Annotated in this window: 23 protein-coding genes; 4 read left to right on the top strand and 19 right to left on the bottom strand. The window is 63.9% G+C overall.

Annotated elements, in window-relative coordinates; genetic code table 11:
- Positions 1-240 precede the first annotated feature (240 nt).
- Both FXB40_RS23045 and FXB40_RS23040 read left to right on the top strand, forming a co-directional pair.
- On the top strand, positions 241-738 hold the full coding sequence (locus FXB40_RS23045) for a YkgB family protein (RefSeq protein WP_148774517.1): 498 nt from the start codon (positions 241-243) through the stop codon (positions 736-738).
- A 105-nt stretch (positions 739-843) separates the two neighbouring features.
- The gene (locus FXB40_RS23040; protein WP_148774496.1) at positions 844-1,299 is read left to right on the top strand and encodes an arsenate-mycothiol transferase ArsC; all 456 of its coding nucleotides are present in this window, start codon (positions 844-846) and stop codon (positions 1,297-1,299) included.
- Positions 1,300-1,318: 19 nt separating this feature from the next.
- Here FXB40_RS23040 and FXB40_RS23035 read toward each other — a convergent pair whose 3' ends face one another.
- Together FXB40_RS23035 and FXB40_RS23030 are read right to left on the bottom strand one after the other, a co-directional pair.
- Entirely contained in the window at positions 1,319-2,335 is a 1,017-nt protein-coding gene (locus FXB40_RS23035; RefSeq protein WP_148774495.1) for a zinc-dependent alcohol dehydrogenase family protein, read from the bottom strand.
- Positions 2,332-2,751 (bottom strand): (R)-mandelonitrile lyase, encoded by a 420-nt coding sequence (locus FXB40_RS23030; RefSeq protein WP_148774494.1) that lies wholly within the window; start codon positions 2,749-2,751, stop codon positions 2,332-2,334. Before FXB40_RS23030 ends, FXB40_RS23035 begins: the two co-directional genes overlap by 4 nt.
- A gap of 146 nt (positions 2,752-2,897) precedes the next feature.
- On the opposite strand from FXB40_RS23030, the gene FXB40_RS23025 reads away from it, so the two are divergent.
- The gene (locus FXB40_RS23025; protein ID WP_148774493.1) at positions 2,898-3,806 is read left to right on the top strand and encodes a LysR family transcriptional regulator; all 909 of its coding nucleotides are present in this window, start codon (positions 2,898-2,900) and stop codon (positions 3,804-3,806) included.
- 313 nt (positions 3,807-4,119) lie between these two features.
- Here FXB40_RS23025 and FXB40_RS23020 read toward each other — a convergent pair whose 3' ends face one another.
- The 3 genes from FXB40_RS23020 to FXB40_RS23010 form a co-directional block, all read right to left on the bottom strand.
- On the bottom strand, positions 4,120-4,893 hold the full coding sequence (locus FXB40_RS23020) for a Crp/Fnr family transcriptional regulator (RefSeq protein WP_148774492.1): 774 nt from the start codon (positions 4,891-4,893) through the stop codon (positions 4,120-4,122).
- 149 nt (positions 4,894-5,042) lie between these two features.
- Entirely contained in the window at positions 5,043-5,429 is a 387-nt protein-coding gene (locus FXB40_RS23015; RefSeq protein ID WP_148774491.1) for a response regulator, read from the bottom strand.
- A complete protein-coding gene (locus tag FXB40_RS23010; protein ID WP_148774490.1) occupies positions 5,426-5,650 on the bottom strand; it encodes a hypothetical protein in 225 nt (74 codons plus the stop codon). The genes FXB40_RS23015 and FXB40_RS23010 overlap by 4 nt, the downstream gene beginning before the upstream one ends.
- 214 nt (positions 5,651-5,864) lie before the next feature.
- On the opposite strand from FXB40_RS23010, the gene FXB40_RS23005 reads away from it, so the two are divergent.
- Positions 5,865-7,088 (top strand): sensor histidine kinase, encoded by a 1,224-nt coding sequence (locus FXB40_RS23005; RefSeq protein WP_148774489.1) that lies wholly within the window; start codon positions 5,865-5,867, stop codon positions 7,086-7,088.
- A gap of 186 nt (positions 7,089-7,274) precedes the next feature.
- On the opposite strand, the gene FXB40_RS23000 is transcribed toward FXB40_RS23005, so the two are convergent.
- The 14 genes from FXB40_RS23000 to FXB40_RS22935 form a co-directional block, all read right to left on the bottom strand.
- Positions 7,275-7,793, bottom strand: coding sequence for a P-loop nucleotide/nucleoside kinase family protein (locus FXB40_RS23000; RefSeq protein WP_187437077.1), 519 nt, complete (start codon positions 7,791-7,793; stop codon positions 7,275-7,277).
- A 41-nt stretch (positions 7,794-7,834) separates the two neighbouring features.
- Positions 7,835-8,326 carry a septal ring lytic transglycosylase RlpA family protein gene (locus FXB40_RS22995; RefSeq protein WP_148774488.1) on the bottom strand — a complete coding sequence of 164 codons (492 nt, stop codon included), beginning with the start codon at positions 8,324-8,326 and terminating at the stop codon, positions 7,835-7,837.
- Between the two features lie 338 nt (positions 8,327-8,664).
- Entirely contained in the window at positions 8,665-9,336 is a 672-nt protein-coding gene (locus FXB40_RS22990; RefSeq protein WP_246207841.1) for a Rossmann-fold NAD(P)-binding domain-containing protein, read from the bottom strand.
- A 45-nt stretch (positions 9,337-9,381) separates the two neighbouring features.
- Entirely contained in the window at positions 9,382-10,611 is a 1,230-nt protein-coding gene (locus FXB40_RS22985) for an acyl-CoA dehydrogenase family protein (protein WP_148774486.1), read from the bottom strand.
- A 145-nt stretch (positions 10,612-10,756) separates the two neighbouring features.
- Positions 10,757-11,968, bottom strand: coding sequence for an ABC transporter substrate-binding protein (locus FXB40_RS22980; RefSeq protein ID WP_148774485.1), 1,212 nt, complete (start codon positions 11,966-11,968; stop codon positions 10,757-10,759).
- A gap of 117 nt (positions 11,969-12,085) precedes the next feature.
- Entirely contained in the window at positions 12,086-12,661 is a 576-nt protein-coding gene (locus FXB40_RS22975; RefSeq protein ID WP_148774484.1) for an HdeD family acid-resistance protein, read from the bottom strand.
- Between the two features lie 108 nt (positions 12,662-12,769).
- The gene (locus tag FXB40_RS22970) at positions 12,770-14,293 is read right to left on the bottom strand and encodes an FAD-dependent oxidoreductase (protein WP_187437076.1); all 1,524 of its coding nucleotides are present in this window, start codon (positions 14,291-14,293) and stop codon (positions 12,770-12,772) included.
- Positions 14,294-14,371: 78 nt separating this feature from the next.
- A complete protein-coding gene (locus tag FXB40_RS22965) occupies positions 14,372-15,268 on the bottom strand; it encodes an alpha/beta fold hydrolase (protein WP_148774482.1) in 897 nt (298 codons plus the stop codon).
- A gap of 53 nt (positions 15,269-15,321) precedes the next feature.
- Positions 15,322-16,149, bottom strand: a complete 828-nt coding sequence (locus FXB40_RS22960) for a 3',5'-cyclic nucleotide phosphodiesterase (protein ID WP_148774481.1) — start codon at positions 16,147-16,149, stop codon at positions 15,322-15,324.
- A gap of 316 nt (positions 16,150-16,465) precedes the next feature.
- Entirely contained in the window at positions 16,466-18,100 is a 1,635-nt protein-coding gene (locus FXB40_RS22955) for a tetratricopeptide repeat protein (RefSeq protein ID WP_187437075.1), read from the bottom strand.
- The gene (locus FXB40_RS22950) at positions 18,097-18,771 is read right to left on the bottom strand and encodes a formyltransferase family protein (RefSeq protein ID WP_148774479.1); all 675 of its coding nucleotides are present in this window, start codon (positions 18,769-18,771) and stop codon (positions 18,097-18,099) included. The genes FXB40_RS22955 and FXB40_RS22950 overlap by 4 nt, the downstream gene beginning before the upstream one ends.
- 160 nt (positions 18,772-18,931) lie before the next feature.
- A complete protein-coding gene (locus FXB40_RS22945; RefSeq protein WP_148774478.1) occupies positions 18,932-19,810 on the bottom strand; it encodes a transglutaminase family protein in 879 nt (292 codons plus the stop codon).
- Positions 19,807-22,332 (bottom strand): circularly permuted type 2 ATP-grasp protein, encoded by a 2,526-nt coding sequence (locus tag FXB40_RS22940; RefSeq protein ID WP_148774477.1) that lies wholly within the window; start codon positions 22,330-22,332, stop codon positions 19,807-19,809. Before FXB40_RS22940 ends, FXB40_RS22945 begins: the two co-directional genes overlap by 4 nt.
- 27 nt (positions 22,333-22,359) lie before the next feature.
- On the bottom strand, positions 22,360-25,632 hold the full coding sequence (locus FXB40_RS22935) for a transglutaminase family protein (RefSeq protein ID WP_148774476.1): 3,273 nt from the start codon (positions 25,630-25,632) through the stop codon (positions 22,360-22,362).
- Positions 25,633-25,669: the final 37 nt, after the last annotated feature.

Genomic DNA, 25,669 nt, shown 5'->3' with positions numbered 1-25,669 from the left:
GTTTGACACGTCGGGCAAAACACCGGCATGATGTCATCATGGCGATGCTCCCCGAACCGAACCCCAGGGCGGGCCAGAGACGATCGGGACACACGTACAGCGGACGTGTCCAACGACTATTTTCGTGATCCGAGCCGGGCCGTGCTGCACACAATCGTGAACTGAAACGCGCCCCTCCGCACGTAACGAGCCCAAATGTGCGGCCGTACCGCCAGTAATGCATCATCCAGGGCCGGTGAAATGAAAGAGCTAGCAAGAGCAACCTTCCACATTGCAGAGGACGGGGCGGGGTCCTATCGACCTTTGGCGATCCTGCGCTGGGTCATGGTCGTGATCTTCGTGTCGTTCGGCATGCAGAAGTTCACGCTGCAGTCGGCCCAGGGCATCGCGCAATTCATCAGCAACAGCCCGTTTGTCTCGTGGCTGTCGATCTTCGGATTGAGGGGCGAAGCCTATGTCCTCGGTGTCACCGAATTCGTGATTGCGGCCCTGTTGGTTGCCGGTGCATTCAGCCCGATCCTCTCGGCGCTGGGATCATTGATGGGAGTGGTCACTTTCGCCGTCACCTGGTCGTTCTTTTTCACCACGCCCGGCGTCGTGACATGGAGCATCTCAACCGACCCGATGGCCTGGAATCTGGCAGGCGAGTTCCTGTTCAAGGACATTGTGCTGTTTTGCGTCTGCGTCGTGCTGCTGCTGGCGTCACTGCCACAGGTTGTTACGCGGCTGCGCTGTTAAGAAGCCACGTGTCTTTCGGCACGAACCCGTGTTAGCTTCTTCGAATTGCGGGACCACATGACATGCCTATGGCATGTGGCAGATCGTTGATGGAAATACGACTTGATGAACAAGACCAATCGCGTGCTGTTTCTCTGCACGGGCAACTACTATCGAAGCCGCTATGCCGAGGAGATTTTCAACCATCAGGCCGTGCTCGAAGGGCTGGGTTGGCAGGCCTTCTCGCGCGGCGTCGCCGAAGATCTTCTCTTTCCTGAAAACGTGGGGCCGATGTCGCCCTACACGGTGAATGCCTTGCAAGCCAAAGGCATTGTGCCTGAAGGCGCTGCGCGCGATCCGGTGCTCTGCACTGTCCACGACTTTGCGCAAGCAGCCCTTGTGGTCGCACTGAAGGATGCCGAGCATCGCCCCATGATCGAGCGCCGCTTTGCCGGTGTCGCCCATCGCGTCGAATATTGGAACGTGGACGATATCGAATTCCTCGATCCGCCGACGGCGCTGAGCAAGATCGATGAGCTGGTTGGGCGACTGATCGGGAACCTGCAAAGCCGGGAGCGATAGACAGCGCCCTGCCCCGCCGTCACACCGTCAGCATCGTCTTGATCGCGCGGCGCTGGTCCATCGCCTTGTAGCCTTCGGCGACCTGGTCGATCGGCAGCGTGAGATCGAACACCTTGCCCGGCTGAATCCGTCCATTGAGCACCCGATCCATGAGATCGGGCAGGAACCGCCGCACCGGAGCGGGACCGCCCAGCATGCGCCGCTGCCCGAAGAACAACGCCTGGCCATCGAAAGTCACACCATGGGGAACGCCGACATAGCCGATCGTGCCGCCCGGACGCGTGCATTCGAGCGCTTGTGACATGGCTTCCTGCGTGCCGACGCATTCGAGCACTGAGTCGGCGCCGACGCCCCGGGTCAGTTCCTTGACGCGCGCGATGCCCTCGAGGCCACGCTCGACGACGATATCGGTGGCGCCGAATTCCCGGGCGAGATTCTGCCGCGTCTTGTGGCGGCTCATGGCGATGATGCGCTCCGCGCCCATCTCTTTCGCTGCAAGCACACCCATGAGGCCGACCGCACCGTCGCCGACCACCGCGACCACGGAGCCTTGCTTCACATTCGCAGCGTCCGCCGCGTACCAGCCGGTCCCGAGCACGTCGGAGGTCGCAAGCAGATGCGGGATGAGATCGCGTCCCGGCATCTCCCTGGTCGCGACCAGCGTGCCATCGGCGAGTGCAACGCGCGCGTAAGGGGCCTGCGCGCCCGACATGAATTCGCGCTGCTCACACGACGACTGGAAACCGAATTTGCAGTGCGGGCAAGTGTTGTCCGAAAGACAGAACGAGCCGACGACGAACTGGCCTGGCCTGATGGTCCGCACCGCGCTGCCGACCTCAATGACGACGCCGCAATATTCGTGGCCCATATGCGCGGGGCCATCTTTCGGTTGCAGGCCGCGATAAGGCCAGAGATCGGAACCGCAGATGCAGGTGGCCGACAGCTTGATGATGGCATCGGTCGGGCGAATGATCTTGGGATCGTCAACGCTTTCGTAGCGGACATCGCCGGGTCCGTAGAGGACGGTTGCCTTCATTGTTGGTCTCCGATGGCGGCGGCCGCGCCATACTGTTCGTCTGTTACCTTTTCCATCCACGCGACCGGACTGCCGTCGAGCGCTTCCTGAATCGCGATATGGCTCATGGCTGCCGTCGCTGACGCGCCATGCCAGTGCTTCTCGCCGGGTTCGAACGAGACCACGTCGCCCGGACGGATGTCCTCGATCGGGCCGCCCCAGCGCTGCACGTGGCCGCGGCCGGACGTGACGATCAGCGTCTGGCCGAAAGGATGCGTGTGCCACGCGGTGCGCGCGCCGGGCTCAAAGGTGACGTGATTGCCGGCGACACGAGAGGGATCGACGGCCGGAAACAAGGGATCGATACGGACCGTGCCGCTGAAATACTCCGCCGGAGCCCGGGCCGAGGGCTGGGAGCCTGCGTGCCGGATTTGCATGTCATTCCTCCTCGAGGTGTTCGTTGCAACGATCGAAGCGCCCAGACTGGCGCTGGTCACAGCAATACATAGCGCCGCCGGCAGCATTCGATTAGCCGGTATAATTTGCTTGCATTAATCGATGTGGGCCATAAATAGTGGCGGCCATGGCAGCTCAGGATTTCAACGATCTGCTGGCCTTCGTGGCCGTCGCCCGCGAGCGCAGCTTCACGAAGGCCGCCGCGAAACTGGGGGTCGTACAGTCGACGCTCAGCCATACGATCAAGCGCCTGGAGTCGCAGATGGGCCTGCGGCTGCTCACGCGTACGACCCGCAGCGTCGGTCTGACCGAGGCCGGCGAGCGGCTTCAGCAATCGGTTGCGCCGCGCATCGAGGAGATCGAGCGCGATATCGCCGCGCTGATGTCCCTGCGCGACAAGCCGTCGGGCACCATCCGGATCACGCTCGCGGACCATGCCCTCGAAAAAGCGGTCTGGCCGAAGCTGGCGCCGGTCCTGACGAAATATCCCGACATCAAGGTCGAGTTCAACGTCGACACGGCTTTCCGCAACATCGTCGAAGACGGCTTCGATGCAGGCGTCCGCCTCGGCGAGAGCGTCGAGAAAGACATGATCGCGGTGCGCATCGGTCCGGACTGGCGGCTCGTCGCCGTCGCCTCGCCCGCCTATCTGAAAGAGCATCCGAAGCCGAAGCATCCGCAGGATCTCCTGAAGCATGTCTGCATCAAGCGGCGCGCGGCGGCCGGCGGTCATTATGTATGGGAGTTCGCCAAAAACGGTCCCGACCTCCGGGTGCGGGTCGAGGGGCAACTGACCTTCAACGACTCCCGCGCCATGATCGAAGCCGCGGTCAAAGGCTTCGGCATCGCCTATCTTCCGGAAGACATGGTGACGCCGCATGTCCGGTCCGGCGAGCTCGTCATCGTGCTCGACGACTGGTCGCCGAAATTCGACGGCTATTACATCTATTATCCGACCTCGCGGCAGAACTCGGCTGCATTCAAGGTGATCGTCGACGCGCTCCGCTACAACGAAGCGCGAAGAAAGCGCGGCTAGCCACGCTGATGCTTACATCAAAACGAAAAGCCCCGGCACGAAGGCCGAGGCTTGCGATGCAGTCCGCGTACATCCGGCGAACCAATCGTCACGTGGAAGACTAGCAACGGATTTTGAACGGATGATGACGGGGTTTGACGCCGACAAAATGTCGCGGCGGGGTCGGACCGGATCATGCAGGACAGCAAGCATACGCGATTCGATCGCCTCGCGGCATGGGTCAACCAACAGCGGGGCACCCGATCTCGTCACGAATATGGATCTCCACCCGTTCGAGCAGGCGATCAATTGAATCATGGCGTCGAAGGAGCCCTCAATTCTTTTCGTTCTGGTCGCTTCGGCTTCTGTTGTGGCCCGGGACCGCAGTCGACGGCGGCGTGAGGAATGCATCGAAGCGCTCCTGCACGATCGCGTAGCATTCGCACGAGGCCTTTTCCAGGGCCGGACGATCCAGTACCTGAATCGCTCCCCGGTGATAGCTGATGAGGCCCGCGGTCTGCATCGACTGCGCGGCCAGCGTCACGGATTTCCGGTTGGCGCCCAGGATGTGTGAGAGAAATTCATGGGTGTAGGGAAGAGCTTCGCCCTCGGCCCTGTCGTGCATCATCAGAAGCCAGCGGCACATCCGCTCCTCCGTCGAATGCATCGTATTGCATGCGACCGTCTGCTGGACCTGGGACAGCAGCGTTTCCGAGTAGCTTACGAAGAGATCGCGCACGTGCTCGCTGTTCCTGAACTCATACTGCAACAGCTGAATGGGACAGCGAACCGTATGGCCCTCGAGCTGGACGATGCACCGGTTGAAGGAGACGCGGCTGTACATGGCGGCGAACAGGCCGAACGCCCCCTCCCGGCCGATATTGGCGGTCTCGATCCCCGCGCCATTTTCCAGCACGGTCAGAAGCGACAGCACGGAACCCTGAGGAAAATAGGCGTGCTTGAGCAGGCCTCCCGCGTCGCAGACCATATCGCCAAGCTTGAACGAGATCGGCTCGAGATGGGGATCTATTCGCTTGCGGCTGGCGGACTCCAACGCGCCCAGGAGTCGGTTGCTTCGCAGATCATGGTCCGTTTGCACCTTGGCCATGGCCTCATATCGTTCCGGTTCGCCTTCCTGCCCAATCCGGACAACGGGCATGTCGATGGGAGCGCGTGGGATCGGAACCATGATTTGCGCACTCATTCTGCACTGAGTCTGAGCAAAAACGCTCATTCACCGGCGTGGGATTCGCGCGATCAAGAGGAAGCAATGATCGATCGAAGCTCCTCGACCAATGCCGACGCCTGGTAAGGCTTGCTGAGAAAGCAACTGTTCGACGGGAGATCGGAGAATTGAAATGGCTGTTTGCCCGACACGACAAGGATCTTGATCGGGGGCCAGCGGTTGCGCACCGCATGGGCCAGTTTCAGCCCGTCCATACTGCCGGGCATGTTGATATCCGTGAAAACCAGAGCAATATCTGTACGCAGTTCCAGTAGAGCAACCGCTTCGTCCGCATCGCTGGCCTCGATCGCCGTGAAGCCCGCTTCCTCGACGACTTCGACGGCGAGTATCCGCAGTAGCGGTTCATCCTCCACGACAAGGACGACTGGCAGTGATTTGCCGGCAGGGGCGCTCATCATTCGCCTAAATCCTTATCGACCCCGGTATCGTCCACTTCGGTATCGCTCACTTCGCTATCGTCTTGGGCCGGTTCATTTTCCTCGCCGGACCACTGCCTTGCCATTCGCAGCCAATGTTCTTTCAAATCGGGGGCACTCGTTTCCTTGGCGAGTTGCCTGAGGTCCGAAGCCAAGCGCAGGCGCTCGAGTTCGGATTTACGATCGTTGTCTGAATCAGGCATGGTCCTCCGAAACCGGAGGTGAGTAATCGCACACCGACGTTGCCGGTGTCGGTGGTCCAGACCACAGAGCCGAAGCCGCTACAGGAGCGATTGGAACTCGGCAGGTGATCAATTTTGCTCAGATTTCCCGAAAGAGGACGGCCACACTTCAACTGAACCACATTGAAAGTTTCGGGATGCACTGCCGGGCGCAACCCGTGTTCGGAGAGTTCGTATGCATGAGGTATATGACGCGAGCCGGGAATCACTCGACACATCGTCCGCCCCTCTCAATCGAGACGAACTTCGCTATCGGCTGCGACAACAGTCGCTACTCGGCGAATTCGGTCGCACCGCCATGCAGACCCGCAATTTGCGGGAAATTCTGCAACGCGCCACCGAACTGTGCGCCATCGGATTGCAGGCGCCGTTCGTCAAGGTTCTCGAATATGAACCGGATGAAGAACGTCTGATGGTGCGCGCGGGGGTCGGCTGGGCGCCGGGCACCATCGATGTCGTCTCGCTCGCTTCCGACACGGGATCGCCGGCCGGCTACGCCTATCGGACCGGAGCGCCCGTCATTTCGAACCATGTGGACGTGGATACCCGCTTCCGCATGCCACAGCTGTTGGCGGATCACGGCATCAGGCGCGCCATCAACGTGCTGATCGAAAAGGGCGGAGAAGGTAAGGCATTTTTCGGCGTGCTCGAAGTCGACAGTGCCGATCCCGGCCAGTTCGACCAGGACGACGCCAATTTTCTCGCCGGCTTTGCCGGCCTGCTCGGGATCGCGATCGAGCGTCAACAGGCTGATGCGAGACTTCATGAAGCGCTCAAGCACCAGGCGCTGCTGACGCGGGAGATGAGCCACCGCGTCAAGAACAGCCTCGCATCGGTCGTGGGCCTACTCCGCGTCCAGGCGCGCAGCGCCCAGTCCGAGGATGTCAAAAATGCACTGCAAGACGCGAGTCTGCGGGTGTCGACCATTGCCGAGGTGCACGATCACCTGTGGCGCAGTTCGCACATCGGCTTTGTCGAACTTTCGGACTTCATGACCGAGCTCTGCAAGAAGCTGCGGGGCAATATCGAAGGGCACGCTCTGCACTGCCGCGCCGACCCGATGCTGCTCGCGGCCGACCACGCCATTCCCCTGGGACTGCTGATCAACGAACTGGTCACCAACGCAGTCAAGTACGCCTATCCGGAAGGAAGCGGCGACATCGAAGTCTCGGCCCGGGAAATCGACGGAAACCTCCACGTCGAAATCTCCGACCATGGCGTCGGTCTTCCGGAAGGGTTCGACATCGATCAGCCGCGGGCAAGCCTGGGCTTCAAGGTGGTCACCGGCATGGTGAGGCAGCTTCAGGGCGATCTTACGCTTTCAAGAGATCGAACGGGCACTCATTTCCTGCTCGATCTGCCCATCCTATCCAGCACTCACGGAGACGGTTCGGCTTGACCGACATGGGGATGTGCTTCGATCAGCTTAGAGCAAGTAGAGGCACTCACCATGAGAGCCGAGGCTTGCGATGCAGTTCGCGTACATCCGGCGAACCAAGCGTCGAATGAAAGACCAGCAACGGATTTTTGAACGGATGACGACGGGGGTGGGCATCCGACAAAATGTCGCGGGAGCGGAACCAGATCACCTAATCCCGTCGCGAAGATAGATCTCCGTCAGTTCGAGCAGGCGATCGATCGAATCATTTGCGGTATCGAGCACCAGATGGTCGCGATCCCACGGTTCATAATGCCGGCCGACGATGTCCTGCCAGGTGGGCAGTTTGAGGCCGGCGATATCGGAGGTGCGCGCTTCCGCGCGCTGCCGGTGCAGAGCCACGTCGCTGCAGACCACTTCGATCTCGGCGATGCGCGCCGATGCTTGCATCGCCGTTTGCCGCCAGCCGTCGCGGCTTGCCGGCACCGGATTGACGCAGTCCGCGACAACCACCCGGCCGAGCCGCAGGTTCTCGGCCGCCAGTGCATTGGCGATGACGTAGCCCATCGGGCCGACATCGTGGCCCGCCGCACGTAACGTCTGTTCGATCGCGTCGACGCGGATATAGGTGGCTCCGAGCCGTTTCGTCAGTTCGCGGGAGAGTGTGGTCTTCCCGGTGCCGGGAAGGCCGCCGAAGACGATGAGAATGGGTTGCCCGCCTGTCATGCGTCATCATCCATCGGCCTGCTACGGCCTGCAATGGGCATTCAGCCAACCGGCCCAGGCGTCCAATCGTCGCCGGACAGCGGCCTGACCGTGACGTCGGGAATCACTCCGAGCTCCATGCTCGGATCGAAATGGCGCATCGTCCGCTCATTGAGATCGATGATGCGACCGGGCCTGAGCGGCCCCACGTCATTGATCTTGACGATGACCTTCTTGCCGACGGCCTCGACGAGCGCAAATGTCGGTCTCGCTCCGAACTGAACCCCGCCAAATTTCTGACGCAAGCTCGTCTTGATGGCGGCTGTCCACACCTCGGGATCATAACGCTCGCCGGAGGCTGTTTTCGGGCCACCCTCCTCCTTGCCGGGCTTGAACGGATTATACGTGGATGCTGCGCCAGCGATCGCATCTCCACAGGCGGCATCGACGAGGGTGCTTGAATGAACCCCGCTTGTTTCACTGCGGGCAACGGTAACGGACACGGCAAGCGTAACCAGGGCGCCGCAAATTGCGGCGCTCGAGCGGAACACCATCAGATCTCCTTTGATTTTTCGTACGGTTCCCGATGCCGCAGAACTTGGCCAAGCGAACGCGTCAGCGTTTTCGCACTTGCGCCAGTCTCTTGCGGATTCGCGCCAACCCTTGGGCTGCGGAACCGTTGCGAGAACCTGAGTGGTTCCCGCGTCGTGTTTTCGTTGTCGCCGTCTAAGACAGGGAATGAGTCAGCAACGTGACCTCTGGAGTCATTGGGTCTTGATCCCCGGAGTCTTACGCGCTCAGCGCGTGAGAGCCATTGCGCAACGCCCGTGAAAACCGCAATGACGCGGAACTTCAGGACATTTGCCTATCGTGGTTTTGCAACTGGGGGACTTTAGTCGCGACTCGTCAGAGCGTGAGACCTCTGCCTCATCGCGTCGTTTTCGAGATAGACGATCCCGTCCGGGGCCGCGCCGTCGATGAATTCAGCGACAAAGGCGCGCCCGATATCGTCCTGCTCGATCGTGCCGAAACGTCCGGGAACAAGACGCCCCAACCAGGCGACGTAACCCGGCGTGTGAACATTGCCCGCGATAATTCCGGGGCGAAAAATCGCAAGGCGCTGGAAGCCAATATTTTGGACTGTCTCTTCCTTCAGGCCCATAATTCGCACATAGCGGATTCTGCTTTTCGCGGTGCTTCCCGCAGCCGAGAGCAGCGAAAACCGCGTGGTGCCGCCGGCATGACAACCGCGCGCAAAGCCGCCGACGACGCCGATTTCGAGGGCCGTCAGCTCTTCCTCGCTCCACTTCGTGCTGCCTTTGCCGACGCCGACACAGGACGCCCCGTAGACGGGATCACCTTGCGCAGCCAGGCCCTGCGCGAGCCTGGTCACTTCCGCCGGAAACTGAGGAGATGCCGTATCCAGGACCACCTGCCGCACGCGGGAACCAGCGTTGAGAGACGCCGGTCTGCGATTGACCATTATGACTTCAGCGCACGACGGCTCCGCCGCCAGTGCCCGCACCACCACATCGCCGACCTGTCCCGTGCCGCCGATGATCAAGACGCGAAATGCCATTTTGAGCCTTTGTTGAAGATGCCGTAGCGCCTACCCTATCACCCCGCCGCGCTTGATCAGCTCCTTGCCGACGGCGGCGAGGTGGACCTGGTCCGGGCCGTCACCAATGCGGATGAAGCGGGCATAGACATAGGCGCGGGCGAGGAACGTGTCCTGCGAGACGCCGGCGGCGCCGTGGATCTGGATGGCGCGGTCGATGACGCGGGCGGCCATGCTGGGGACCACGATCTTGGCCGCGGCGATCAGGTCGCGCGCGGCCTTGTTGCCTTCGCGGTCCATCTTGTCGGCGGCTTGCAAGGTCAACAGCCGCGCCTGCGCGATCTCGCAGAAGGAGTGGGCGATGTCCTCGCGCACCGAGCCCTGCTCGGCGAGCGGCTTGCCGAACGCCACGCGCGAGACCGAGCGCTGGCACATCAATTCCAGCGCGCGCTGGGCGCAGCCGATCAGCCGCATGCAATGATGGATGCGGCCCGGACCGAGCCGCCCTTGCGCGATCTCAAAACCGCGGCCCTCGCCGAGCAGCATGTTTTCCGCGGGCACGCGGACGTTCTCGTAGACGATCTCGGGATGACCGACCGGCGCGTCATCATAGCCGTAGGTCAGCATGTCGCGGACGATGCGGACGCCGGGCGTGGCTCTCGGCACCAGGATCATGGATTGCTGGCGATGGCGGTCGGGATGGTCGGGCGCGGTCTTGCCCATCACGATCAGGATCTCGCAATCCTCGTTCATCGCGCCCGAGGTGAACCACTTCCGGCCGTTGATGACGTAGTTGTCGCCATCGCGCGTGATCGCGCACTGGATGTTGGTGGCATCGCTGGAGGCGACCTGCGGCTCGGTCATCGAGAAGCCGGAGCGGATGCGCCCTTCCAGCAGCGGCTTCAGCCAGCGCTCCCGCTGCGCCTTGGTGCCGTAGTTTGCGAGCACCTCCATGTTGCCGACATCGGGCGCCGAGCAATTGAACACTTCGGGCGCCCAGAGGATGCGCCCCATGATCTCCTTCACGGGCGCGTATTCGAGATTGGTCAGGCTTGGATTGGTAAGGTCTGGTCCGTGCTCGCCTGAGAGAAACAGGTTCCAGAGCCCCTGCTCCCGCGCCAGCCGCTTCAAATCCTGCAGCACCTGCGGCGTCTTGTAGCGTGCGGCTTCCGGCTTCACCTGCTCGTAATAGAGCTCCTCGACCGGCTCGACATGCGCCCGCATGAACTGGCGGACGCGCTCCTGCAGCTCCAGCGAACGGGCGGAGTGTTGAAAATCCATGGGGGTCTCTCCACAAGCACCAAGTATCGTAGGGTGGGCAAAGCGAAGCGTGCCCACCATTTCTCTCGAATCATTGATAGGTGGTGGGCACGGCGCAAGTGCGCCTTTGCCCACGCTACGGCACCGAACGCGCGGAGAGCGCCCCTCACGTCCCGCGCAGCAGCTCGCTGGCCACGACCCAATCGTTGCCGTCGAACTGGAGCATATAGCCGTCCTTGATCGGGCGAAAATCCTGCGGCGTGGTGTTGAGGGTGATGCCGGGCAGCAGCAGCGACAGCGGCACGTTCTTCAGGTTGGAGGCCTGCGCCATGATGTTGTCGCGGGTCAGATTGTCCTTGCACTGCTTCAGCACCACCACCAGCGCCTCGGCGACCGTATAGCCGTAGAGCGCGGCGACGTTGTTGATGTCGGCATTGGGCAAACGGCGCTTCATGAAGTCGATATAGGCCGACATTGCCGAATCATCCTTCGGCTCGGCCGTGAACGGCTTGAGCGAGCCGAGCGACAGCACGCCCTTGCCGGCATCGAGGCCGGCCGGCGCCATCACGGTCGCCTTGTTGGCACAGCCGGAAGCGAGAAAGCGCGTCGGCTGCCAGCCGACCTCATAGGCTTTGCGGATCGCCTGCGCGCAGGCGCGCGGCGTCACCGAGTAGATCATGAAGACATCGGCCTTGGTGTTGGCGAGCGTCAGCACCTGGGAGTCGACGGTGGGATCGGTAACCTCGAAGCTCGAGGCCAGCGCGATTGCCTTGTCGGCGTCGGCGCCAAGCGCTTCCTTGACGCCGCGGAAATACTCCTTGCCGGCATCGTCGTTCTGATAGAGCACGGCGAAGCGCGCATTCGGGTTCTTGGCGCGGGCATAGGCGACGTCGATGGCGGCCTCGCTTGTGTAGTTCGGCGCCCACGGCAGCGCCATCGACCACGGCATGTTGGCGGGGTCGTTCCACTTCGAGGCCGAGCTGATCAGGAACAGCTGCGGCACCTTGTTGCTGTTGAGATATTTTGCGATCGCCGAGCTCGGCGCCGTGCCCATGGTCGCGAAGATGAAGGCGACGCCATCGCCCTCGACCAGCCGGCGTGCCGCTTCCATGGTCTTGGGCGGCGAGAACGCGTCGTCGAGCGAGAGCAGATTGAGCTTGCGGCCGTTGACGCCGCCCTTCTCGTTGATCTCTTCAAAATAGGCGGTGAGCACCCGCCCGGTGATGCCGAGCGGCGACGCCGGCCCGCTATAGGGCATGGTGTTGCCGATCTTGATCTCGGTGTCGGTAACCCCTGGACCGTAGGATTTCTGTGCGGAGGCAGGCACGGACAGACAGGCGGCAGCCAGCGCTGCGGCCAGGACCAAAGCGGCTTTCATGGTTTCTCCCCGGAGCTTCATCGTCCGCGCGAGGCGACCACGCGGCGTGCTGCCTTTTGCCAGCACGTCAGATCAGCGGAGTTCCGCAAGATGGTCTTGCGTCGAGTTGCTGATGGATCAGCCGCGCCGCTTCAAGGCGAAGCCCAGGCTGATCCAGCCGGCGCCGGCCATGATGAGATCGATGCCGAGGAACAGGCCGAGGATGTAGACGCTGTTGACCGGCCAGCGCGCCAGGATCAGCAGCCCGAGCAGCAGCGTGATGACGGCCGACAGCGCCACCCACACCCACGGGCTTTCGCGCTTCATGCTGAAGGCGAGAAACAGCCGCACCGCGCCGGAGGCAAGCAGCGAGGCGCCGAGGAACAGGGTCAGCAGCGCTGCTGCAAACAGCGGGTTGTCGAAGGTCAGGAAACCCGCGATGATGTAGAGCACGCCGAGCAAGGCCCAGAGCACGAACTTGCCCCAGTTCTTCATCTGGAAGGCGCCGATCACCTCGGTGAACCCTGCGACGATCATCATCACACCGACCACGAGCACGCTCGCCACCGTGGCCATCACCATGCTGCCGAGCGCGATGAAGCCGGTGACGAGATAGACCACGCCAAGGGCGACGATCCAGCCCCATTTGGCGTGCAGCGCGGCAATGCCTGAGCCCAGGCTTTGGTGTTGAGACGTATCCGAAGCGCTTGTCATGACGGCACCTCCTGCATGTTAAGCCCCAGAGCACAGCTCAGGATAGCACTGATGGCACCGGGACGACAGCCAGCAGATCAGGCCGGCGACCACCGGCGTTGACGCAGATCAAGCGCGCAACCGCTCCATCTCGAGCTCGGCCTTGAGGTTGTCGAGATCGCGATAAATTGAGGCGACCGCAAGCACACGGCCGTCCTTGCGATATCTGAGCAGGCAGTCCTTATCCCTGATGCTGCCGTCGATCGCGATGTCGTCAAAGCTCTCGGCGTGGCCGACATAGTTGATCGGGACGTCGTAATGCTGGCTCCAGAAGAACGGCACCGCGTCGAAGCGCTCGCGCTTGCCGAGCATGTTGCGCGCGGCGGTCTGGCCCTGCCGCTCGGCGACGACCCAGTGCTCGACGCGGATGTTTTGACCCGAATGCGGATCGGGCCAGCGGGCGATATCGCCGGCGGCGAAGATGCCGGATGCGCTGGTTTCGAGATATTCGCTGACGCTGACGCCGCGATCGGCCGCAAGCCCTGCCTGCTCGGCGAGCGCGAGGCGCGGCTTGACGCCGATGCCGACCACGACGAGGTCGGTCTCGATCACGGCGCCGCTCTTCAGCGTCGCGCGGGTGCCATTGAGCTTCTCGACCGTGTCCTTCAGATGAAAATTGACGCCGTTCTCCTCGTGCAGCGCGCGAACGAAGTCGCCCATGTCAGGCCCGAGCACCTTCTGCATCGGCCGCTCCTCCGGCGCGACCACGTGCACCTCGAGCTTGCGCGCGCGAAGCGACGCTGCGACCTCGAGGCCAATAAAACTCGCGCCGATCACCAGCACGCGCTTCGCGCTGCCGGCGGCCTTGATGATGGCGCGGCTGTCGGCCACCGACCGCAAGGTGTGGACATGCGGCTGATCGGCGCCGGGGATCTGGAGCTTGACCGGCTCAGCGCCGGTTGCGAGCAGCAGGCGGTCGAACGGCAGCCTGTCGCCATTGCCGAGCGTGACGCTGCGCGTCTTCGGATCGATCGCGGAGACGTTGGTGTTGAGCCGGAGATCGATGCCGGCGTCCTGATAATAGTCCTCGCCCCGCAGCGGCAGCCAGTCCTCCGGTGCATTGCCGGCGAGATAGTCCTTGGAGAGGTTTGGCCGGTCGACCGGCATCGCGCCGTCACTGCTGAGCATGGTGATGGCGCCGGCAAATCCCTCGCGGCGAAGCGTCTCGGCCGCCGCAAAGCCGGCTGCACCGCCGCCGACAATGACGAATTTGTCCGGCGTCGGGGCGCTGCGATGAGCCATCGAGGGCTTCGGCGCCTCGCGCTTGCGCTGGACGATGATCTTGTCCCGATCGCGCGTGACGTCCCACACCGCGAGCGTATTCAGCGCCGGCGGACGCGTCGCCTCGCCCGAGCGAAGTGAGAAGCAGGCGTGATGCCAGGGACAGCGGATGGTGTCGCCAACCACCAGCCCTTCGGCGAGCGGGCCGTGGTAGTGGCTGCAGGACGGCTCGATGGCAAAGATCTCGCTGCCGGCCTGCACGAGCAGGACGTCCTCCTCGCCGACATGACCGAGCAATTTGCCGTCCTTGAGCTCGGCGAGCGTCACGCCCTTGGTCAGGTCGGGGCCGCTTGGCTTGTTGTCCTCGGTCATGGTCATCTCCCTGGCAGGATAGCGCGCAGCTCAGGATTGGACGACGGCGACAGCGAAAAGTTCCTGCGATCGCGAAAATCAGGCTTTTGCGGCCGCCTTGCGCACGTCGAGCACCGCCTGGGCCCAATCGGCGGGACGCTCCTGCGGCAGATTGTGACCGGCGCCGGCGAAGACGCGCCGCTCGAATAAGCCCTCGAACTTGCGCGCGTGATGCGCGGTGCCGGCATTGACGCCATCGCTGTCGCCGTCGATCGCGATCGTGGGAACGCGGACCGGCGGCTGCTGGGCAAGCTTTGCCTCGATCGCCGCATAGGCGGGATCGCCTTCGACCAGCGCATAGCGGTGGCGATAGGAATGGATCACGACATCGACGAAATCAGGATTGTCGAACGCCGCCGCGCTCTTCTCGAAGGTCGCATCATCGAAGGGCCATGTCGGCGACCACATCGACCAGAGCTGGCGGGCAAAGCCGCGGCGATTGCGCTCGAGCGCGCGGCGGCCACGTTCGTTGTGGAAGAGATATTGATACCACAGCGCCGCTTCCTCCGGCGGCGAGGCCGGCTCCATGGAACGGGCGATGTTCTGGATGTTGTAGGAATTGCCGGAGACGAGAGCGACCACGCGTTCGGGATGCAGCACGGAGACGACGCAGGCCGCGCGCCCGCCCCAGTCATAGCCGCCGACGACGGCGCGCTGGATGCCGAGCGCATCCATGAAGGCGAGGAGATCAGCGCCGAGCGCGGCCTGCTCGCCGGAGCGCAGCGTCGCAGGCGAGCGAAAGCGCGTCGGCCCGTAGCCGCGCAAATACGGCACCAGCACCCGCGCGCCCGCTTGCGCGATCAGCGGCGCGGCTTCGGCATAGGCATTCACGTCATAGGGAAAGCCGTGACCCATAATGCAGGGCCAGCCATCCGGCGCGCCGTAGTCGAGATAGGCGATGTCGAGGATGTCGGTCGTGACGGATTTTTGTTGCATGGCTACAGCAATTCTCTGCGAACCAACTTCGTGCCGCGGCTCGCTGCCTGCCTTTATCTCTGCGGCCCGGACAGCGAGATCTCGCGTTCGGCGCGGAACACGTTGCTGTAGAGATTGGCGATCCACTGCCGGCCAATCTCGGTCTTGTTGAGATAACCGATCTCGGTCTGGATGTGCGGTGCGACGCTATTCCAATAGAATTGTGGATAGCGGTTCACGATGTCGGCGGGCGAGTCGTAGCCGAGTTGACGGTTCATGCCGACCTCCTCGAACTCGTAATAGAGGGCATTGGCCTTGCGCAGATAGTTGGGATCGCCGAGCTGCCCGATGAAGTCGGCGGCGCGCAGGATCGAGGCATCGACGTCATACTCCTGGCCTTCCCGGGCCGGGAAGCGCGTCCCCTCGATGGCGCGGGCGATGCGTTCAGGATCAAGCCCTGGAATGTGCCGCAACCGCCGCGTCACATAGAGCTTCGAGCGATCGACGTGATACGTCATCAAGCTGGCGTCCGATGCACCGCGCGGCAACGAGATCTTGGAATTGGCGGCGTCGATGATAAAGCCGTCGATGTCATCTTCCTCGAACAGGCCGCGCACATAGCCGATATCGTGGGCGAGACAGGCGATCATGACGTGGACGTAGTCCTCGGCCGTCAGGTGGGTATGGAGGCTTCGGCCACTGAGGATGGAATGGCCCGCTAGCGTCACCAGCATCGTATGCTCGATATTATGGTAAAGTGCATCGCTGTTGCCGATGCACTCCATCGCCGTGCGGGTTGCGCTCTCGACTATACTTGCAGTGGTCTCGTCATACCGACGCCGCATGAACGTACCCAGCAACTTCTCCAGGGATTCAGCCGCCAGTCGCGGTAACGTCATCATGGATGCAGCCCCGTCTGTCGGTGATGTCCCACGCAAGCTCCTGACGCCTCATACTCGCCCTCGACGCAGGCTCAGCATAGCCCAATCTGGGGCGACTGGCCAAATCCGGGAACAAAAATACGTAAATATGATATTGTGCCGCCGCGTAGCATCACGGTTGCGGCCACGGTTCGATGCACCCGGCTGCCAGTCCGTGCGGGCGTTCGCCTGCCCGGCCAATGGCCGACTTGTTCATCTTGTGAGGAAGGACGGTGCGCGAGGTGGGCACCCACCGCGATCGGGCTAAGGCGCCTGCACCGCGTTGCGGACGGACGCGTCAATTCCCTCGTGCGAAGCGCGCGAGCATCCCGTCGAACGCGACCTTGATCCTGCGGATGTACGGGTCCTTGTAAGGAAATTCCGGATTCTGGTCGTGCACCAGCATGGAGGCATTGACCTCGAACACGACGAGATGGCCGTCCCGGTCGAGCCCGCAATCGATACCGAAATAGTCGAGACCGATGCGATCGCGAATGACTTGCAAAGCCTTATAACGGGCCATGCCGAAGACGTTCTCGGGCGCGCGCAGAAAACGCTCCTCCTCGTCCTGCATCCAGGCGTGATGCGCCATGTCGGTAGCATCGCGATGGAGCTTCCAGTCGTCTCCGATCGCCAGATGATAGGGCACGATGTCCTCGCCGATGAACAAGAACCGGTATTTGCGAAAGAAGCCGTCGGCGGAGCGATAGTCGATATAATCGATCACGTAGCGGTCATGGTCGGCGTGGGCCGCGAGGAACGCGGTCAGCGCCGCGGCGTCGTCGAGCTTCTCGAAGACGTCGCCGCCATGCATGCCGGCCTGGCGCGCCAGCAGCGGAAAGACAAGCTTGAGGCCGTCGGGAAGCCCGTCGCCGGCCGCAACGCGGATCGTGCGCGGCACCCGGCAGCCCTCGACGTCGGCGAGTGCCAAAGCCGTGGCGTCGCGCGTGGTGTTTTGGATTTTTGCGGGATCGTTAACGACCGGCTTGCCGAGGCTGTGTGCAATCGCCGTGGCGAGCGGAAGCACCTCCGCGCCCTGATCGGCGTCGGAGACGAGATTGACGACGACATCCGCCTCGCGCGCGAGCAGCGCGAGATCCGGCTCGCTGCCGGGCAGCAGCGACAGGATACTGGTCTGGTAGGCGCAATCCCTGAAGAGGAACTCGACCGGGGTGTTGCCGACGAAGGGCGCAAACAGCGCCAGCGCCCGAAACGCCGGCGGCGATTTGGTGGCTTGCCTGCGCAGGATCGGATGCACTTGCGCGGCGAGGGCGTAGGCGGCCTGCGCCGCGGCCTGCTCGCCCCGCGCCTGACGGATCGCCCCGACCCAATAGAAATTCTCGACCTGTCCGGGAGCGATCGCCACGGCCCGCTCGAACTGCGCCACGGCCTCCTCGGTCTCACCAAGCTCGAAGCAGACCTTGCCAAGCTGGCTGCGCAGGTCTGCATCCTCCGGCGTCTCTTCGAGCAATTCGAGCAGCAGCGTCTTCGCGATTGCGAACTGCCGGGTTGCGACCAGCGCCTGGACCAGATTCGTGCGCGACGGCCGATGGCCCGGATTGCGCCGGAGTGCCTCGAGGTAAAGTGCAATCGCGTCCTGCGTCTGGCCGCTGCGCTGATGCACGATGCCGAGATTGCACCAGCAGGCGACGAGATGCGGCGCGATGCGCAAGGCCGCCTTGTAGTGCTCCCCCGCTGACGCGATGTCGTCGCAGAGCATGAAGGCGTTGGCGAGAGCGGCATGAAGATCGGCAACACAATCGACCGCGACACCGATCGACGCCGTGGCCGCACGCGCGAGCCCGACCTGAAAGACGGCGATCGCGTGCCTGATCTCGCCACGCCGGTAGTGCTCGCGACCCGCGCGCAGCATGTCGGAAATATCAGGCGTACCGGTGGCAGGCAGCGGGAGGGCCATCGAGGGTGACGTCATGTGCTCTCCGGAGGTGACGCCGTGAAGGTGACACCATGTAGATTGATCGCCGGCGCGATGCCGTAATGATTGCCGCCGAAGGCGCGCATGCGGCGCCATAGCTCGTCCCTGGAAATGTCCAGCGGGATGTCGCAGGCGTCCTTGTATCTGCGGCGTGTGTTGGCGCGGCCGCTCCAGGACAGCGCGCAGCGCGGCATCAGCGACGTCTCGCGTGCCAAAGGCTCGGCCCACACTTCGAACAATTGCAGCAGATGCGCGTAGGCGAGTTCGCCAAGCCCCATGAGGGTGCTGCCTTGCGGAATCGGGAACGACACGACATCGAGGATCGCGCCGGAATCGACCCGCTCCGCCATGGCGTGAAAGGTCACGCCAAAGCTGTCTGCGCGGTCATAGAGCGCGAAATGGGCCGGAGCCCAGCCCGGATAGTTCGGCGGCCCCGGGTGAAAATTGTAGGCGCCATGGCCGAAGCGCGCGAGCAAATCGGCCGGCACGATGACGCCGGAGGCGAAGGCGACAAGCCGGGCCTTGCGGAGAGACGCGGGCGCGAGCTTGCGAAGCTCGGCGATATCAGACACCGGCCAGATCGTCAGATCCGGCCTGAAACTTCGCAGGATCCGCGACAGGGCCACCTGTTCGGCGGCGTCCGTCAGCAATGCAAGTCCCTCGACCATCGGCTCGGCTTCAGCAGCGTTAAAAGTGAGCCAATATGTCGCGGGGTAGCGTTAACAGCGTGTTAATGAACGGCCGTTCGTCACACCCAGGAAACACGGTGAAACAAATTTCCTGCACTTGGACGCATTCGGTCACAAAATGGAATCGGTGAAACTACGGTCACTCCACCAGTAGCACGTCCACGGCAACGCCAAGCTTCTGCTTCCGCGAGCCGACGATGATGCCGTCCACGGGGGACACATCGGAGAAGTCGCGGCCGACCGCCAGGACGATGTGATCGTTGGCGACCAGCAGATCGTTGGTCGGATCGAAGTCGATCCAGCCGAGCTCCGCCCCGCACCACAGCGACACCCAGGCATGGGTCGCGTCCGCGCCCTGCAGGCGCGGCTGGCCCGCGGGCGGAATGGTGCGCAGATATCCGCTGACATAGGCCGCAGGCAGGCCGAGCCCGCGCAGCCCTGCGATCATCACATGGGCAAAATCCTGACAGACGCCGTGGCGCTTGTCGAAGACCTCGTTGAGCGGCGTCGAGATCACGGTGGCCTTGGGGTCGTAGCGAAACTCGGTGCGGATGCGATGCATGAGATCGACTGCACCGGCGAGGATACCCGCACCTGACGCAAAGCTCTCGGCAGCATAGGCACTGACGGGACGCAGCACCGGCACCAGCGGGCTCGCAAAGACATAACCGACCGGCGAGGACGGCCCGAGGCTTGTCGCTTCAAACGCGATGTCGCGGATGCTCTCCCAGGACGGGCTCGCGGTATCGCGCGCCGGTGGCTTCCGCGCGACGGAGACGCGCGAGCGCGAGTCGATGCGCAAATTGCGATGCGCGGCCTCGATCACGATGCTCTCGGTCAGCGTGCCGAAGAAATCGCGGCGGGCGTTGCGCTCGGACGGACGCGGACGGATCTCGATCTTGTGCGAGATCAGCTCCTGGCCGTTGCCGTCCCTCGGCTCGAGCCGCAGCGTGCAGCGGGCGAAGCTGACCGGGCTCTCATATTCGTAGGTGGTGACGTGCCTTATGTCGTAGATCACGCCAGCCCCGTCAGCTTTTCCGGCCGGCTCGCATTGGTGCCGTGCGGGAAGTAGTGCAGCCCGATCGCCTCGGCGAGGCTGAGCAGATCCTGCTCCAGGGCGAACAGGTTCTTGACCTCGAGCTTCTCGGCTTCAGCCGTGGCCAGCATGGACTGCACCGCGACCGCAAGCCGCTGCGGCTGCTCGATCAGGCCGAGCTCCTTCAGGCTTGGCAGTGCCGCGATATGCTCGTTCAAGGTCGTCACCTGGAACGCTACCGAACGCGGATTGTAGGGATCGAGCACGGCAAGGTCGCGCACCGGCGCCAGGATCGGCGCCAGCAAATAGCGCGAGCGATAAGTGATCTGGGAATCGACCAGCGTCAGCAGGATATCGAGGTCCTCGTCGCCCGCCTCGTCATAAGCGAATTGTCGCGCAAAACGCGCCGTGTTGATGGCGCGCTCGGTGCGGCGGCCGACATCGAGGAAGCGCCAGCCGGCGGCGCGGTTCATGTTCTCCTGTGCAAGGCCCGCAAAGCTCGCAAGCTCCTGCAAGGTCAGTTCGGCCGCGCTCAGCACGCTGTCGTCGTCCTCGACCTCGTAGGAAAGCCGATCGGCCATCTCGGTGATGACCTGCCAGGCATCGGGCGACAGCCGCTCGCGCAAGGAGGTCGCGGTGCGCTGCGCCGAGCGCACCAGCGACAGCGCCGAGCCGAAGCGCTCCGGGCTCTGCAAGGCTTCGGCGACGATGCGTCCCGGTGCCGCGCGCGAGGTCTGCGAGATCGCGCCCCAGGTCACCAGCAGGCGCTGAATCCGCTCGGCCGATTGCAGCGAGGCCGCGGTGCCCTTGTTGGGCCCGCTCGGAGAGCCCAGCGCACGCACCAGCCGCAGCGTCGCTTCGGCGCGCTCGAGATAGCGGCCGAGCCAGAACAGATTGTCGGCGGCGCGGCTTGGCAGCACGCCGGCAATGCGACGAATGCGGACCTTGTCGGTCGCCGGCAGCAGCGACGCGGTCGAGACCTTCTTGTCCGAGACCACCCAGACGTCGGCGGCACGCGCGCCGTCGCCCATCGACACCGCGCGCGCATCCGCCTGCTCTGCGATGCGGCAGAACCCGCCGGGCATGATGGCCCAGCCCTCGGGCGTTGCGGCAGCGAACACGCGCAGCACGAAGGGACGCGGCGTGATCTGCCCCTGCTCCCACACCGGCATCGTGGAGAGGCGCACCACCTCCTGGCCGACATAGTCCATGCCGCGCGCGCCGATGGCGTCGGTCAGGCGCTGGCGTCCGGCGGCGTCGAGTTCACTGGCGAGCACCGGGCCGTTGCTGTCGAAGCCGGGCACGCCGCGCCGGTAGGCGCCTTCGATCGCGACCTGGTCGAGCCGCGACAGCACCTCGTCGCGCGCCGACTTCTGCCCGCACCACCAGGTCGCGATATGCGGCATCTTCAGCTCTTCACCGAGCAGGCGGCGGCTCAAGGCCGGCAGGAAACCGAGCAGCGCCCGCGCCTCCAGCACGCCCGAGCCTGGCATGTTGGCGACGACGACACCGTCCTTGCGCAGCACGTCGATCAGGCCGGGCACGCCGAGATGCGAGGAGGCGTCGAGCTCGAGCGGATCGAGCGAGTTGGAATCGACGCGACGCAGCAGCACGTCGAGCCGCTTCAATCCTGCGACCGTGCGGATGTGGACGCGATTGTCGCTGACGGCGAGATCGTCGCCCTCGACCAGGAGGAAGCCGAGATAGCGCGCGAGCGTCGCGTGCTCGAAATAGGTCTCGCTGAAACTGCCGGGCGAGAGCACGCCGATCCGCGGCTCGTCGCGATCGGCGCGCGCGCGAAGCGAGTCGCGAAACGCCTCGAAGAACGGCGCGACGCGCGGCACGTTCATCGACTTGTAGAGATCGGAGAAGGCACGCGACAGCACCAGGCGATTTTCGAGCGCATAACCCGCGCCTGACGGCGCCTGCGTGCGATCGCCGAGCACCCACCAGCGGCCGTCGGGCCCGCGGCCGACATCGGCGGCATAGAGCGAGAGGTAGCGCCCGCCCGGCGGCGGCACGCCACAGACAGGACGGAGATATTCGGGGCTGCCGGCGATCGCACCCGCAGGCAGCGCGCCTTCCGCGACCAGCCGGCCCTCGCCATAGATGTCGCGCAGCACGAGCTCCAAAAGCTCGGCGCGCTGGGTGATGCCGGCGGAGAGCTGCTTCCAGTCGGCCTCGTCGATCAGCAGCGGCAGATGGCTGAGCGACCACGGCCGGTCGGCGGTGTCGCCGGGGGCGCGGTAGGTAACGCCGGCTTCGCGGAGGTGACGGTCGGCCATGCCGAAGCGCCGCTCGACCTCGTCGGGCGCGAGGGCGCCGAAGGCATCGAAGAATCGGCTCCAGACCGCGCGCGGCGCACCGTCAGGCCCCAGGAACTCGTCCGGGATGCCGGGCAGGCGGCGATAGTCGCGGACCCATTGTGCGAGGCGGCGCTGGCCTTCGCGCTGACCTTGCGCCTTACCCGCCTTGTCATTCTGTTCGGTTGCGCCCTCGCCCATGCGCCTCTCCCTGCCCCTCCATCATACTCATTGCAGGAGCGGTGTCCGCAAGTCGAGGGTCAGCGGAAATTCATTTGTGCGTTCCTCGGGCGGCGGCTGCATGGGACCTGGGGTATGGCCGTGGTCCTGGAAGCGCGCCAGCCGCCGCGCCTCGGCCTCGTAGGTGTTGACCGGCTTGGTGTCGTAGCTGCGGCCGCCGGGATGGGCGACGTGATAGACGCAGCCGCCGAGCGAGCGGCCGTTCCAGGTGTCGATCAGGTCGAAGGTCAAGGGCGCATGGACCGGAATGGTCGGGTGCAGGCCGGAGGCCGGCTGCCAGGCCTTGAAGCGGACGCCGGCCACGGCCTCTCCGGACCGGCCCGTCGACGTCATCGGCAAGCGGCGGCCGTTGCAGCTGACGACGTGGCGCCCCTCGATGAAACCTTCGGCCTTGACCTGGAGCCGTTCGACCGACGAGTCGACATAGCGCACGGTGCCGCCGGCCGAGCCCTCCTCGCCGAGCACGTGCCAGGGCTCCAATGCCTGGCGCAGCTCGAGCGTCACGCCGCCATGATGGATGCGGCCAAAGGCGGGGAAGCGGAATTCGAGCTGGGCCAGATACCATTCCGGCTCGAACGGATAGCCGGAGCTCTTGAGCTCGGAGAGCACATCCTGAAAATCTTCCCAGATGAAATGCGGCAGCATGAAGCGATCATGCAGCGCGGTGCCCCAGCGCACGAACTTGCCCTGTTGCGGCTCGCGCCAGAATTTTGCGATCAGCGCGCGGATCAGGAGCTGCTGCGCCAGCGACATGCGCGGATCCGGCGGCATTTCGAGCGCACGGAATTCGACGAGGCCGAGCCGGCCGGTGGGACCATCCGGCGAATAGAGCTTGTCGATGCAGATCTCGGCGCGATGGGTGTTGCCGGTGATATCGACGAGCAGATGCCGGAACAGCCGGTCGACGAGCCACAGCGGCGTCTGGTAGCCCGGCGGCGGCACGTGCGAGAGCGCAATCTCGAGCTCGTAGATGCTGTCGTGGCGGGCCTCGTCGATGCGCGGCGCCTGGCTGGTCGGGCCGATGAAGAGGCCGGAGAAGAAGTAGGACAGCGACGGATGCCGCTGCCAGTACAGCACCAGGCTCTTCAACAGATCAGGCCGGCGCAGGAACGGCGAATCCTGCGGGCTGGAGCCGCCGACCACGACGTGATTGCCGCCGCCGGTGCCGGTGTGGCGGCCATCGACCAGGAAGCGGTTGGCGCCGAGGCGTATCTTGCCGGCATCCTCATAGAGCCCGACGGTGATGTCGACCGCTTCGCGCCAATTCTTTGCCGGCTGAACGTTGACCTCGATGACGCCGGGGTCAGGCGTCACCTTGATGACCTCGATGCGCGGATCGAACGGCGGCGCATAGCCCTCGACATGGACCTGGAGCTGCATCTCCTCGGCCGTGGCTTCGACCGCCGCGATCATCTCGAGATAATCCTCGATGCGTTCGACCGGCGGCATGAAGGCGCAGATCACGCCGTCGCGGACTTCGATCGACAGTGCCGTGCGGACGGGGATCGATGTGTTGAGCTTCTCGGGCGCGACCCGCGACGGCGGCGCTTTCGGGCGCTCCGGGAGCGTGAACACCGGCAGCTTGCCCCGCGCCTCCATCGGGTCCTGCTCGACGATGTAGGGATATTCACTGGGCGGGACGTAGCCGAGCGAGCCGATCGGCAGGCGCAGGCCGAGAGGGGAATCACCCGGCATCAGGAACAGATGATTGCGCCGGAGTTGCCAGCGCTCGCTGCGCCAGCGCGGCGGCGCGTTCCAGCGCTGCACCGGCAGCACGAAACCGCGTGGCTTGCGGAGGCCCTCATCGAACACTCGCGCCATGCGCGCGCGCTCCTCCGGATTGGACAATTTGGAATCGGAGGGATCGACGTTGACGGGAAGCTCGGCCTCCTTGAGCAGCCAGTAGGCGGTGTCCTCATAGGCCGGAATGATGTAGCCCGGATCAAGCCCGAGCCGCGCGGCCGTGCCTTCCATGAAATCCTCGGCGTCCTCGGTCACGGCGCGCTTGGGATTCTCGATCTTGGCGATGAGGTCGCCATTCTTCCAGATCGGCATGCCGTCCTTGCGCCAGTACAGACCGAACGCCCAGCGCGGCAGGCTCTCGCCCGGGTACCATTTGCCCTGGCCGTAATGCAGCAGGCCGCCCGGCGCGAAACGCGTGCGCAGGCGACGGATCAGATCGTCGCCGAGTGCGCGCTTGGTCGGGCCCACCGCTTCCGTATTCCACTCCGCCGCTTCGAGATCGTCCACAGACACGAAGGTCGGCTCGCCGCCCATGGTGAGCCGCACGTCCTGCGCGGCAAGATCGCCGTCGACCTGCTCGCCGAGATCGTTGAGCCGCGTCCAGGAATCGTCGGAGAACGGCTTTGTGATGCGCGGCGCCTCGCGGATGCGCCGGACGCTCATGTCGAAAGAGAACTCGACTTCGGCAAAACCGGCACCGCCGGAGATCGGGGCGGCCGAACGATAATGCGGCGTGGCGGCGACGGGGATGTGCCCCTCGCCCGCGAGCATGCCGGACGTTGCGTCGAACCCGATCCAGCCAGCACCCGGCAGATAGACCTCGGCCCAGGCGTGCAGATCGGTGAAGTCATTCTCCACCTCCGGCGGCCCCTCGATCGGATCGATGTCAGGGCGGATCTGGATCAGGTAGCCGGACACGAAGCGCGCGGCGAGGCCGAGATGGCGGAAGGTCTGGATCAGGAGCCAGGCGGAGTCGCGACACGAGCCGGCGCTGGAGGTGAGCGTCTCCTCCGGCGTCTGCACGCCGGGTTCCATGCGGATGACGTAGTTGATCTTCTGCTGCAACTCGCGATTGAGATCGACCAGGAAGTTGACCGTGTTCGGCGCTTCGCGCGGGATCGAGGCGAGATATTTTGCGAAGGCGGGATCGGGCTTGATGGTCTCGAGATACGGCGCCAGCTCGGCCTTGAGGTCTTTCGGGTATTCGAACGGAAAGCTGTCGGCGTAAGGCTCGACGAAGAAGTCGAACGGATTGACCGTCGTCATCTGTGCCGTGAAATCGACTTCGATCTTCAGCTCGGTCGTCTTCTCGGGGAAGACGTAACGCGCAATCCAATTACCTAACGGATCCTGCTGCCAGTTCACGAAGTGATTGGCCGGGGTGACCTTGAGCGAATAGCTCAGGATCGGCGTGCGCGTATGCGGCGCCGGCCGCAGGCGGATGGTCTGCGGTCCCAGATCGATCGGGCGGTCGTATTTGTAGTGTGTGACGTGGTGTAATGCGACGTAGATCGACACGGGGTGCGGTACTCCAGCAGCTTTTTTGAGCAGAACA

Source organism: Bradyrhizobium rifense (genome assembly GCF_008123425.1).
GTDB lineage: Bacteria > Pseudomonadota > Alphaproteobacteria > Rhizobiales > Xanthobacteraceae > Bradyrhizobium > Bradyrhizobium rifense.
Note: the sequence above shows the minus strand (reverse complement) of the source record. Positions and strands in the feature narration are given on the sequence as shown.